12 protein-coding genes are annotated in these 12,562 nt (G+C 67.2%); 8 read left to right on the forward strand and 4 right to left on the reverse strand.

Annotation, left to right across the window (positions count from 1 at the left end):
• Positions 1 to 671, reverse strand: a 671-nt coding sequence (locus AC1Y2B_RS10835) for a primosomal protein N' family DNA-binding protein (RefSeq protein WP_482253101.1), incomplete at its 3' end; no start/stop codon positions are given.
• A 298-nt stretch (positions 672 to 969) separates the two neighbouring features.
• Here AC1Y2B_RS10835 and AC1Y2B_RS10840 point away from each other — a divergent pair.
• The 4 genes from AC1Y2B_RS10840 (at position 970) to AC1Y2B_RS10855 (ending at position 4,158) form a co-directional block, all read left to right on the forward strand.
• The gene (locus AC1Y2B_RS10840) at positions 970 to 1,662 is read left to right on the forward strand and encodes a DUF484 family protein (RefSeq protein WP_482253102.1); all 693 of its coding nucleotides are present in this window, start codon (positions 970 to 972) and stop codon (positions 1,660 to 1,662) included.
• Positions 1,650 to 2,579, forward strand: coding sequence for a tyrosine recombinase XerC (locus AC1Y2B_RS10845; protein WP_482253103.1), 930 nt, complete (start codon positions 1,650 to 1,652; stop codon positions 2,577 to 2,579). Before AC1Y2B_RS10840 ends, AC1Y2B_RS10845 begins: the two co-directional genes overlap by 13 nt.
• Positions 2,580 to 2,715: 136 nt before the next feature.
• The gene (locus tag AC1Y2B_RS10850; RefSeq protein ID WP_482253104.1) at positions 2,716 to 3,360 is read left to right on the forward strand and encodes an EF-hand domain-containing protein; all 645 of its coding nucleotides are present in this window, start codon (positions 2,716 to 2,718) and stop codon (positions 3,358 to 3,360) included.
• A gap of 90 nt (positions 3,361 to 3,450) precedes the next feature.
• Entirely contained in the window at positions 3,451 to 4,158 is a 708-nt protein-coding gene (locus AC1Y2B_RS10855; RefSeq protein WP_482253105.1) for a CDP-alcohol phosphatidyltransferase family protein, read from the forward strand.
• Here the strand turns inward: AC1Y2B_RS10855 and AC1Y2B_RS10860 are convergent.
• The 3 genes from AC1Y2B_RS10860 to hrpB form a co-directional block, all read right to left on the reverse strand.
• Positions 4,155 to 4,991, reverse strand: a complete 837-nt coding sequence (locus AC1Y2B_RS10860; protein WP_482253106.1) for an EamA family transporter — start codon at positions 4,989 to 4,991, stop codon at positions 4,155 to 4,157. The genes AC1Y2B_RS10855 and AC1Y2B_RS10860 overlap by 4 nt on opposite strands.
• A 133-nt stretch (positions 4,992 to 5,124) precedes the next feature.
• A complete protein-coding gene (locus tag AC1Y2B_RS10865; RefSeq protein ID WP_482253107.1) occupies positions 5,125 to 7,113 on the reverse strand; it encodes an oxidoreductase in 1,989 nt (662 codons plus the stop codon).
• 168 nt (positions 7,114 to 7,281) lie between these two features.
• Positions 7,282 to 9,738 carry an ATP-dependent helicase HrpB gene (gene hrpB, locus AC1Y2B_RS10870; protein WP_482253108.1) on the reverse strand — a complete coding sequence of 819 codons (2,457 nt, stop codon included), beginning with the start codon at positions 9,736 to 9,738 and terminating at the stop codon, positions 7,282 to 7,284.
• Positions 9,739 to 10,102: 364 nt separating this feature from the next.
• Here hrpB and meaB point away from each other — a divergent pair, with 364 nt between their 5' ends.
• The 4 genes from meaB (at position 10,103) to AC1Y2B_RS10890 (ending at position 12,487) form a co-directional block, all read left to right on the forward strand.
• On the forward strand, positions 10,103 to 11,074 hold the full coding sequence (meaB, locus tag AC1Y2B_RS10875; protein ID WP_482253109.1) for a methylmalonyl Co-A mutase-associated GTPase MeaB: 972 nt from the start codon (positions 10,103 to 10,105) through the stop codon (positions 11,072 to 11,074).
• Between the two features lie 135 nt (positions 11,075 to 11,209).
• Complete coding sequence (gene rpmB / locus AC1Y2B_RS10880; protein ID WP_482253110.1) at positions 11,210 to 11,500, forward strand: 50S ribosomal protein L28; 291 nt, start codon at positions 11,210 to 11,212, stop codon at positions 11,498 to 11,500.
• A 117-nt stretch (positions 11,501 to 11,617) separates the two neighbouring features.
• A complete protein-coding gene (locus tag AC1Y2B_RS10885) occupies positions 11,618 to 11,959 on the forward strand; it encodes a hypothetical protein (protein ID WP_482253111.1) in 342 nt (113 codons plus the stop codon).
• Positions 11,960 to 11,992: 33 nt separating this feature from the next.
• Positions 11,993 to 12,487: a copper chaperone PCu(A)C gene (locus AC1Y2B_RS10890; protein WP_482253112.1), complete on the forward strand. Its 495-nt coding sequence runs from the start codon at positions 11,993 to 11,995 to the stop codon at positions 12,485 to 12,487.
• Positions 12,488 to 12,562 lie beyond the last annotated feature (75 nt).

Raw genomic sequence — 12,562 nt, forward strand, 5'->3', positions numbered from 1 at the left:
GTCGAATAACCGCCCTTGGTCACCGCCGCATCCAGTGCCGCGCCTGCCGTGATCTGGTCGCCCGCCAGCCGCGCCGGACGCAACGGGTCCAATGTCGGATAGGGCAGGTCCTTGGGCGCATCCAGTTCCGCCAATACGCCGGCCTTGACCAGGCCCTTGATCACGCTGGCACTGACATCTGCCAGCTCCGCCAATTCCCCCAAAGTCACCGGAGAATCCCCGACCCCCCGCAACGCGTCCACCACCTTGTGGCGCGCCTCGGTCAGGCGGTTGGGGACAGCGCCGGCCAGAACATAGGTCCGCCGCATCGCGGGCGGCAGGCCGAGGCCCGGAGCCCGCGTCGCAAGCCGCAGCATGGCGGGCAGCGGCGTCAGCGTGTAGTCCGAAGCCCGCGCCAGAAAGGCCCGCATCTCGGCCCGCATCGGGGCGGCCTCCAGCACCGCCCCCGCCTGACGCAGCTTGGCCAGATCGAAGCTGCCTTCGCCCTTGCCCCAGACCACGCCCAGCACCTTGCGCGGGCCAAGCGGTACTTCCAGAAAATCGCCATCGCCGCAGCCGCTTTCAGGCGCAAGATAGTCCAGTACCCGGCCAATCGGCTCGCAGGTCAGAACCCCGATCCGCTCGCCCGCTTCATAGACCCGCTCGACCACCCGGCACCTCCGCTTTGTCATGGCCTAGCCGCAAAGCGCGCAGGCCTGCAAGCCCCGCGTCCGGGGCTGGCAGCCGGGGGTTTTCCACCCCCGGACCCCCGGAGAGTATTTCCAAAGGAGCAAATCCAAGACCCGTGCCCCCATTTGCTCCTTGGGAAATACTCCACGGGAGGTCTGGAGGGTGTGAAACCCTCCAGCGCCGGGGCGGAGCGCCACTGTGACCCAGTGGGCTCACTTGCCGGGGCAAACGCATTTCCTGCAACGACAAAGCCGAAAATCGGCTATAGTCGACGCAAAGCTGACCCGAGGGTGACCGCATTTGAAGATTGATCCCGACACGCGAGACCGCATCCTGGCAGAGCCCGAGGTGCTTCTTGATGATTTGGCCGTCATGCAGGCCCTGATCGGTGCCAACGAACGCGCCATGGGCTCCAACGTGGTCGACCTGCGCGGCATCGCGATGGAGCGGCTGGAGCAGCGGCTCGACAAACTGGAGGACACCCACCGCACGGTGATTGCCGCCGCCTATGAAAATCTGGCTGGCACCAATCAGGTGCACCGCGCCGTGCTGCATCTGCTGGACCCGACCACGTTCCCGGCGTTTCTGACCGCGCTGAACGCCAACGTCGCTTCGACCCTGCGGGTGGAATCGATCCGCTTCGTGGTGGAATCGCGCGCCGAAGCGGATGCCGCCCTCAGCCGGCTGTCGCCGGTGGTGCATGTCGCCCCAGCTGGCTTTGTGGGCGGGTACATGTCGGCAGGCCGCAATACCCCGACCAAGACTGTCGTGCTGCGGCAGGTCGTGCCCGCCAATGACATGCTTTATGGCGACCGGGCCGACTGGATCCGGTCCGAGGCCCTGTTGCGGCTTGATCTTGGGCCCGGGCGTCTGCCCGGCATGCTGGCCTTGGGGGCCGAGGATCCGCATCAGTTCAAGTCAACCCATGGCACAGACCTTCTGGCCTTCTTCGCCGGGGTCTTCGAACGCATCATGCGCAAATGGTTGGGCTGACCGGCTTTTCCGGCGGGATGGCGGACGCCCTTGCACGCTGGCTGGATCATCTGCGCGCGATAAACGGTGCGTCGCCCAAGACCATCGAGGCTTACGGGCGCGACCTTCGCGGCTTTCTGGCTTTCATTTCCCAACATCATGGTGGCGCCGAAGGGGTGATCGCGCTTGAATCCTTGCCACAAGCCGATTTGCGGGCCTGGATGGCGGCAGAGCGCGCCCGGGGGCTTTCGGCGCGGTCGCTGGCCCGATCGCTGTCGGCGGTGAAGAATTTCCTCGGCTGGCTGGCGCAGCGCCATGACTTTGACGCCACCACCGTCTTGTCGGCCCGGGGCCCGAAATTTCGCCGCAAACTGCCGCGCCCCCTGACGGTGGAGGGGGCCCGTGATGTCATCGCCGACATCGGCGCCTTTGCTGTCCGGGACTGGGTCGGCGCCCGTGACATCGCGGTGGCCACAGTGCTGTACGCCTGCGGCCTGCGGATATCGGAAGCGCTGGGGCTGACCGGCGCGGACCACCCGCTGCCGGACGTTCTGCGCATCCGCGGCAAGGGGGACAAGGACCGTCTGGTGCCCGTCCTGCCGGTGGCCAAAGACGCCGTCGCCGACTACGTGCGACTGTGCCCCTATCCGGTGGAGCGCGACAGACCCCTGTTTCGCGGTGCGCGCGGTGGCCCGCTCAACCCCCGCCTGATTGCCAAGGCGATGGAGCAGGCCCGTATGCGCCTTGGTCTGCCCGCCTCTGCCACGCCGCACGCCTTGCGGCATTCCTTCGCGACGCATCTGTTGTCCGCCGGCGGTGACCTGCGCGCCATTCAGGAACTTCTGGGCCATGCCTCGCTGTCGACCACGCAGGCCTATACCGCCGTCGATGCCGCCCGCCTGATGGAGGTTTACGACCGTGCCCATCCCCGCGCCTGATCGGCGTGGCCTGATGTTTCGACAAATGCGAACCAGATTTTCAAGCCTGAGCCTAGGGTTAGTGGCGGTTTGTCAACCATGCGGGACTATCGTGCCCCTGGTTCCAGCCGGAACCCGATCCAGAAGGAGGGTCCAAATGATCTCTGCCCTGTCCGGCAGCCCCAACGCTTCGGCGTTGCTGTCGTTATTCGCCAATCCGTCCAATTCGACCACCTCGACCGCCGCCACCCGCACCGCATCGCGCCCGCCGCCAGCCCCAGACAGGCCACCGCCCGGCGGCATGGGGGCCTCGGCCGAGTCGATGTTTGCCGCCCTTCTGAACACCTTGACCGGCAACAGCCAAAGCGCGACCAGCACCGGAACCGACAGCGATGGCGATGACGACGGTTCGACCACAGCATCAAGCTCGACCTCGACCGCAAGCACGGCTTCGGGAACCACCTCGCTGGCCGACATGCTGACCAAACTGGTCAGCGCATTGGACACCAACGGCGATGGCCAACTCAGCGCAGATGAGTTGAAGGCCGGGGCGCAGGCCCTGCAGGGGGCCGGTGGCGCAGCCCATCACCGGCATCGGCCTGACGCTGACGGCGACGGTCCGGGCGACACCTCTACCGCTGCCACGGCCGACACCAGCACCGTAACCGCCAAGGGCGCGGCCAAATCGTTGTACGAGGCGCTGTTCAGTGCCGTGACCAACGAAGCGCCCAATTCGACCTCGGTCAGTATCGGCAACGATGTCGCGCAAAAGTTCCTCGCGGCGGTCAAGATCGCCGCCTGACCCACTTTTGCCACCCGACTTGCCCGGTGGCGACCTTTTGGCCGCCACCGCCCGCTTGCAAGCAGCGGCCATTTCAGCCATCACAGGCGCATGAATATCCGCCTCAAAGCCCTTATGGTTCATCTTCTCACCGCGACGGGGTCCGTCCTGTCGATGCTCGCCATGCTGGCGGCGGTGGAGAAGAACTGGAGCATGATGTTCCTGTGGCTGGTCGTGGCCTTGATCGTCGATGGCATTGATGGTCCCTTGGCGCGACGGTATGACACGGTGGCGAACTGGCCCCTTTATGACGGCGTCCTGATGGACCTGATCGTCGACTACCTGACCTATGTCTTCATTCCGGCCTACGCGCTCTACACGCAGGGGATGTTGCCGCACTGGACCGGTTTGGCAGCCATCCTGGTGATCTGCTACGGTTCGGTGATCTATTTCTCTGACACGCGGATGAAGACCAAGGACAAAAGTTTTGCGGGCTTTCCGGCCTGCTGGAACATGGTCATTCTGGTGCTGTTCGCCATTGACCCGCCGCAGTTCGTGGTGCTGGTCACCGTCATCGCGCTGACCGTCGCGATGTTCCTGAACCTGAAATTCATCCACCCGACGCGCACCCCCCGGTGGCACGCGCTCAACCTTGGCATGGCGATTGTCTGGCTGGCCTGTGCCGCCAACGCCGCATGGGTCGATTTCAACGAGGGGATGATTGCCCACTGGGGCCTGATCCTGTCCTCGTTGTACCTGACCTTCGCGGGCATCGTGCAGCAGATTTTCCCCGCCGACGCCTCTGACCGCATCGCCTAAAGCCGGGTCAGGATCACGCCGAAGACAATCACCAAGGCCGCCAAGGCCTTGGCTTTGCTGAGCCTTTCCTTGAAGAACAGCCAGCCTATCGCCACCGCAAACAGGATCGATGTCTCGCGCAGGGCCGCCACCAGCGCAATCGGTGCCACCGTCATCGCCCAGACCGAGACGCCGTAGGCCCCATAGGACGCCGCCGCCGCGATCATGCCCGCCGTCCACGGCTTGCGCTCTCGGGGCAGGATCGACAGGCCCTTCCACGCAAGGATTCCGCTGGCAAAGAACCCGCCGTCGGCAATGAAGACCCACGCCACATAGCCCACCGGATCGCCCGCCACCCGCGCGCCGTGCCCGTCGATCAGCGTGTACAGCGCGGTCGCGCAGGCAGAGCCGAGGGCGAAGGGTATAAGCTTGCGGTTCTCATCCCCCCAAAGCACGCCGCCCGCCATCATCAGAATGCCGCAGCCCAACACCATGACGCCGGCAAACTGGTGCACGGTCAGCGGTTCCGCCAGAAACAGGGTCGAGACGACGCCCACGATCAGCGGCGCGGTTCCGCGCGCCAGCGGGTAGACCCGGCTCAGGTCGCCCCGCGCATAGGCATAGGTCAGGAAGAACTTGTAAAAGAAATGCGTACAGCCCGAGGCCAGAACCCAAGGCATCACCTCCCAGGTTGGCGCCTTGCAGAACAGTGCCACCACAACGCCGATTGGCACCTCGCCCAAGGACAGGATCACCGTCGCCCCCAGCCGAGAGGTTCCGGTCTTGATCAGCGAATTCCACAGGGCGTGCAGCAAGGCTGACCCCAGAACGGCCAGCATGATCGAAATACTCAAGGGGAGGCCCTGTCTGTTGTTGTCATAAAACTGTTACAGAAGCAGGCGACGGGCAGCAAGCCGCTGCCCCGGCTGGACTTGGCCGCAACACTCATCTGGACCGAAGGGCCGCAACTTCGCGGCCCCGCAAACACTAAAGGGACAGGCCCAGCCGCACGCCGTCTTCAATGGCCCGCTTGGCATCAATGCCCTGCGCCTCTGCCGCGCCGCCGATCAGATGGAACGCCCGACCCACCACCGTCAGGGCCTCCGCCAAGGAACGCTCGCTCTCCTGCCCGGTGCACAGCACGATGTCCGTCACCGGCAAGACCTCTTCGCGCCCGTCGCGCCGGATGCGCAGCCCGTCAGCGCCAAAGCCCAGATAGGCAACCCCGCCCAGCATCCTGACCCCCTTGGCTGCCAGATGTGCCCGGTGGATCCACCCCGTGGTCTTGCCCAAGCCCCGCCCCGGCTTTTCTGGCTTGCGCTGCAACAGCCAGACCTGCCGGGCAGGCGGGGTCGGCGCCGCCGCGGTCAGGCCGCCGGGCGACAGGCTAGGGTCCCCCACCCCCCATTCCGCCCGCCAGTCTTCCAGCCCCAGTTCGGCCCCCACCAGGGCGGTCGCCACGTCAAACCCGATCCCCCCGGCGCCGATCACCGCCACGCGGGGCCCCAGATCGCGGCCCGCCAGCGTTTCGGCATAATCCGGCGCAGTTGCTGCCCCCGGCACCTCGATCCGCCGCGGTTTCACCCCGGTCGCCAGCACCACCCGGTCAAACCCCGACAAGGCCTCCGGCACGGCGGCCGTCCCCAGCCGCACCTCCACCCCCGCCGCGCGCAGCCGCAGGGCAAACCAGTCCAGCAACCCGGCAAACTCACCCTTGCCCGGCACGCGTGCCGCCAGCCGCATCTGCCCGCCCAAAGCCTGGGTCCGCTCGAACAAGACCACGAGATGCCCGCGCTCTGCCGCTGTTGCAGCACAGGCCATCCCCGCAGCGCCCCCGCCCACCACCGCAATCCGCAAGGGCGTGGCCACAGGCTCCGCCGCGAATTCCGCCTCCCGGGCCGCCGCCGGGTTGACCAGACAGGTCGCCAGCTTTCCCGCAAACGTATGGTCCAGGCAGGCCTGATTGCAGGCGATGCAGGGTGCCGTCCGATCCGCACGCCCCGCGCGCGCCTTGGCGACAAGATCCGGGTCCGCCAGCAAAGGCCGCGCCATGGCCACCAGATCCGCCTGACCCAAGGCGAGGATCGCCTCCGCCATCGCTGCCGTGGTGATCCGGTTCGCCGCCGCCACCGGCACGCGAACCTCTGCCTTCAACCGCGCCGTCAGCCCGGCAAAAGCCCCCTGCGGAACCGAGGCCGCAATCGTCGGCACCCGCGCCTCGTGCCAGCCAAAGCCCGAGGTGAACAGGTCGACCTGCGGCTCCAGGGCCTTGGCCAAATCCACCGTCTCGGCCCAGAAACTGCCCTCCGGCACCAGATCGGCCAGGGAAATCCGGTAGATCAGCAGAAAATCCCGCCCCACTGCCGCCCTGACCCGATCGACCACGGCCAAAGGCAAGCGCCGCCGCGCCGCGGTCGAGCCGCCCCAGTCATCGGTGCGCCGGTTGACCCTCGGGCTCAGGAACTGGTTGAGGAAATATCCCTCCGACCCCATGATCTCGACCCCGTCATACCCCGCCTCCCGCGCCCGTGCGGCGGCCATGGCAATGTCGGAAATCTGCCGCTCGATCCCGGCTTCATCCAGTGCCGCCGGCGTGAAGGGGGAGATCGGTGACCGCACCGCCGAGGCCGAGACGCAGTCCTTGCCAAGGGCATAGCGCCCGGCATGCAGAACCTGCATCGCAATCAGCCCGCCCGCCGCATGAACGGCCTGCGTGACCTGGCGATGGTGCGCCACGTCCTCGGCGTCAAACAGCCCCGCCGCCCCCGCAAACACCCCACCCTCACGGTTGGGCGCCATGCCCCCGGTCACGATCAGCCCAACCCCGCCCTCCGCCCGTCGCGCATAGAACCGCGCCGCCTGCTGCCAGTCGCCGCGCTCTTCCAGCCCGGTGTGCATCGACCCCATCACCACCCGGCTTTGCAGGGTCACCGCCCCCAAGGCCAATGGCGCCAACAGATGAGGATATTCCGTCATGACCGCCTCCCGCCCCTGCTCAGCCCCGCTTCAGGCAAAGTGCTCTGACATTTGCGCCTTGCCAAATACTCCCGCCAGAGGCCCTTCCGCCGAGCCGGTTGGCGGCACGCCAGAGGCGAGACAAAAGCCATGCGCGGCACGCGCGCCTTTTGACACCGGTCCTCAAGCTCACGTCCCTCGTGGCTTGGCGCGCAAGGTGGGCTCTGCCACCGTCGGGTCCTCGGGCCAGGGGTGCCGAGGATACTGCCCCCGCATGTCCTTCCTCACATCGGCATAAGAAGAGCGCCAGAACCCCGGAATGTCCATCGTCACCTGAATGGTCTTGTGCCCCGGCGACAGCAATTGCACCCGCAGCGGCAGCCGCCTGATCCCCACCACGGGATGCAGCGTCACGCCGAACATCTCTTGCAGCCGCACCTCGATGCCCGGCACCTCGCCGTCATAATCAATCGGCACCTGCCGCCCCAGCGGGGTCTCGAAATGCGCCGGCGCCAAGCGGTCCATTTCCGCCGCCTGGTCCCAGGTCAGCCGGGATCGCAGCGCCTCGGTCAAATCCAAAGCCTTCAGGTCGCTTTCGGTCCGCGCCTTGGTCAGATAGGGCAAAAGCCACCCGCCCTCCGCCAACAGCCCCGCATCACTGACATCCGGCCACCCTCCGCCCGAAGCCAGCGCAATCCGCGCCCGCAACCGCCGCGCCGCCCGGCTCCACGGCAGGCCCAGAACCCGAAGGCCCTCGAAGGCTGCCAAAGCCACGGCTTCCGCCGGCGCATCCCAATGCCGCTCCTCCAGCACCAGCGCCCCCAGCATCTCCTGTCGGCGCGAGACCACCCGCCCATCGCGCCGCGACCATTCACAAATCTCACGCCACGCCATCCGGTCGGCGTAAAGTGCGCGCAGTTCGCTGTCGCTCAACGCCACCGCCTGCCGCACCATCGCCTCCCGGGGGTCGCCGTCCAGATCAGTCGCCACGATCAGCCGAGCCCCTGCCAAAGGCGTCCCCGGCGCCATCGCCGCCCCCTTGCCGCCCGACAAGAGCCAGCGCGGCGCATCCCCCTTGCGCCGCAACCCGATCCGGTCCGGATAAGCCAAAGCCGCCATCTGCCCCAGACTGAAATCGCCGTCCTTGCCCGGCACCGCCCGCACAAGCCGCTTGGCCTCCGCCTTGATCCGCTCCAGCACCGGCCGTGCCGCGGGCCAGGGATGATCCGCCTCATAGGACCGAAGATCCCGTACTGCCTTCATCCGCAAGGCAAGGTCCGGCGGCGCTCCCTTCAACGGATCGCGCTCCTCCATCAGCGCCGCCAAGGGCGCCGCCCCCGGCCCCGCCAGCATCAGCATATGCGCCAGCCTTGGATGCAGCGGCAAAGCCGCCAAAGCCCGTCCATGCGGCGTGATCCGCCCGCCTGAGTCCAAAGCCCCCAACTCCTCCAGCAAAGCCCGCGCCTCTGCCATCGGCCCGGGCGGCGGTACCGTCAGAAACGGCAGCGCATCGCCACCCCAAAGCGCCAGCTCCAGCGCCAGTCCCGCCAGATCCGCCGCCTCGATCTCGGCCGGCGGATGCAAGGCCAGCCCGCCTTCCTCGCCCTTGGTCCAAAGCCGGTAGCACACCCCCTCCGCCACCCGCCCGGCCCGGCCCCGGCGCTGTTCGGCCTCGGCCTTGGTCACCCGCTCGGTCACCAGCCGCGACATGCCCGAGGACGGATCAAACCGCGCCCGCCGCGCCCGCCCGCCATCCACCACGATGCGAATGTCCGGCAAGGTCAGCGAGGTTTCCGCGATCGAGGTCGCCAGCACCACCCGCCGCCCGCTCACCGGCCCCAAAGCCGCCCGCTGTGCCGCAAACTCCATCGCGCCGAACAGGGGCAAGACGACACAGCCCGGCACCCGCCCCGCCAAGGCCGCCTCTACCCGTCTGATCTCGCCCTCTCCCGGCAGAAACGCCAGCAACCCACCCTCCGGCACCGCCTCCAGCGCCTCAAGGATCAGCCCTGTCATCGCGGCCTCATAGCGGACTGAGGCGTCCAGACTGCGCCCCAACCAGCGCGTCTCCACCGCAAAAGCCCGCCCCTCCGAGGTGACAACCGGCGCGTCCCCCATCAAAACCGCCACCGGGCCCGCGTCCAGCGTGGCCGACATCACCACCAGAACCAGATCGTCCCGCAGCGCCCCCCGGATCTCCAAGGCCAGCGCCAGTCCTAGATCGGCGGCCAAGGACCGCTCATGGAACTCGTCGAAAATGACCGCACCCACCCCGGCCAGTTCCGGGTCCGACTGGATCATCCGCGTAAGGATCCCCTCGGTCACCACCTCGATCCGGGTCGAGGTTCCAACCTTGGCCTCCCCCCGAATGCGATATCCCACGCTGGCCCCCACCGCCTCGCCCAAGGTCTCCGCCATGCGCTCCGCCGCCGCCCGCGCGGCCAGCCGCCGCGGCTCCAGCATGACGATCCGCCCCGGGATCAACCCAGAGGCCAGCAGATCCAGTGGCACCCGCGTGGTCTTGCCCGCCCCCGGCGGCGCCTGCAGCACCACCATGCCACGCCTAGCCACCGCCGCCCGGACCTGCGGCAACACCTCGTCAATCGGCAACGGGGCAGGGGGCGGGGGGGCAGGGTTCTGGCTCATGCCCCCTTATCGCGGCCCGCTCCGCCGCACTCAACCCCCAGCCTCGGCCTGCTGCATCAAGGCCGGGAGGGTTTCACACCCTCCTGGACCCTCCCGTGGAGTATTTCTCAAGGAGCAAATGCAACAACCCCTCTCTTCCCATTTGCTCATTGCCAAATACTCCCGCCGGAGGCCCTGAGGCCGCCACGTGCGCGCGCCATGAAGCCCGTCACAGGCGGCGCAGCCTGCGCCCCCGCCCCGCTTGCGGGGAGGGCCGGGGAGGGGGGCGGCGGCGGCGGCAGGCCCGCGCCTGCGGCAAGATGCCAAAGCCGGCCTCTGGCCAATTCCCGCGCCCTGGGGCAAGGTTGCGGCGCGGAGGGCAGGGATGGACGTGCAGGAACTGGCAAAGGCCGTGCAGGCGGGCGACCGGCGGGCGCTGGCCCGTGCGATCACCTTGGTGGAAAGCGGGCGGGCGGATCATCGGGCGCAGGCTTTGGCCTTGATCGGCGCGCTGGGACGTGACCGTCAGGCGCTGCGGCTGGGTCTGTCGGGGACGCCCGGGGTCGGCAAATCTTCCTTCATCGAGAGCTTTGGCCTCATGCTGACCGCACGCGGCCTGCGCGTTGCCGTGCTGGCGGTCGACCCTTCCTCCGCCCGCACCGGCGGCTCGATCCTCGGCGACAAGACGCGGATGGAGCGTCTTTCGCGCGACCCGCTTGCCTTCATCCGCCCCAGCCCCAGCCGCACAGAACTGGGCGGCGTGGCACGGCGCACCCGCGAAGCGGTGGCGCTGTGTGAAGCGGCGGGCTTCGACGTCATCCTGATCGAGACCGTCGGCGTCGGCCAATCCGAAACCGTCGTGGCGCAGCTGTGCGATGTCTTCCTGCTACTTCTGGCCCCGGCTGGCGGCGATGAACTTCAAGGCGTCAAGCGCGGCATCATGGAGATGGCCGACATCCTTCTGATCAACAAGGCCGACGGCCCCTTGCTGGCCACCGCCAACCGCACCCTTGCCGAATATGCCGGCGCCCTGCGCCTTCTGCGCCACCGCCCGCAAGACCCTGAGGGATTTCCCACGGCCCTCACCGTCTCGGCGCTCGAACAGCGCGGCCTGACCGAGGTTTGGGACAAGGTCCAGGATCTCGCCACCTGGCGCCGCACAAACGGCCATTGGCAGGCCTCCCGCGCCGAACAGGCGCGGCACTGGTTTGATCAGGAGGTCCGGCAGGGCCTCCTTTCGGCCCTCTCGCGCGAGCCGGCCAAAGGCCTGATGCAAAGCCTGGGGGATCAGGTTGCTGCGGGCCAGCAGACGCCCGAAGCCGCCGCCGTCCAGCTTCTGCGGCTTCTGGGGCGATAAAGCGTGTGGTTGGGCAAATGCGTGGGGGTGAATCGCTTGACGCCACCGGGAAAGCCGCTTACACGCCATCAATCGAATTCGGACGCCGCCACTTTGGCGGTGCTCTGTCGTCTTGACACACGAAGGAACACCACAATGTCGCGCGTCTGCGAACTCTCGGGCAAGGGCCCGATGTCCGGCAACAAGATCAGCCATGCCAACAACAAGACCCGTCGGCGCTTCCTGCCGAACCTGAACGAAGTCACCCTGATTTCGGACGCTTTGGGTCGCAGCTTCCAACTGCGGATTTCCGCAGCCGCCCTGCGCTCGGTCGACCACCGCGGCGGGCTTGACGCCTTCCTGCTCAAGGCCAAGGATGACGAACTGTCCTCCGACGCTCTGGCGATCAAGAAGGAAGTCGTGAAGGCACAAGTCACCGCCGCCTGATCCGGGCAGCGTGATCCACGACCTTTGATCCCTTTGGATTGACGTTGAAAGCCCCTTTGCCGTCTGGCAACGGGGCTTTCGCTTGTTCTTGCCCGGCGTCTTGACTAAAACCCCGCCATGCGCACGATGCTGGCCCTCTTTCTGTCGTTGATCCTGTCCCTGGCCTCGCAGTCCGAGGCCGTGGCGCGATCGGAAATGGCAGGGGCCACCGATCAGGTCCTGTGCGGTGCCTTGGGGGCCACCCATGTCGTGCTGGATGCGGCAGGCCATGCGATCCACGGTCGGCCCTGCACCCATTGCCTTGCCGCCGCCGTGGTTGCCGACGTTTCCGCTCCGGTCACGATGCCCTTGGCGCCGATCACCCGCAGCCTGCGGCTGGCTTTGCCGCGTGCCCTGCATGCCGTGGCCCTGCGCGTCCTGTCCCCCACGGCCCGCGCCCCACCTGTCCTCCTGGCCTGAACCCCATCCCTTTTCAGATCTTTCGAGGACACCATGACCCTGACCCGTCTTGCCGCCATCGCGGCCCTTATGGCCTTTCCGCTTTTTGCCCTGCCCGCCGCTGCCCACAACGGCGTGCATATCCTGGACCCCTATGCCCGGGTCATCGGCCCCTCGGGCGCAGCTTTCTTCCGCATCATGAATCATGAAACGACGGACGATACGCTTTTGTCCGCCACCAGTCCCGACGCGGGCATGGTCATGCTGATGAACGACACTGCCGACGCCAAGGGCGTCATGCAGATGACGGCAGTTCCCGAAGGCTTCGTCGTCAAGGCCCAGGACGTCCGGCTGCTGGCCAGCGCGGGCGACCATGTCATGCTGATGGACCTCAAGCACCCGATCAAGCAGGGCGATACGCTGACCCTTGTGCTGACGTTCAAGACCGCGGGCGAGGTCACGGTGACCGTCCCCGTGGACAACAAGCGCCTGACCGAGTCCGGGGCGGGCCCCACCCCGCATGATGCCGAATCGGCCGACAAGGACTGACCTGTCCCCGCCACCCCCGTTGCGCTTTGGCCAATTTTGCGCCAAGCCGGGGAAAATCCCGCCCTCCGGCCGCCC

Source organism: Stagnihabitans sp., assembly GCF_964946895.1.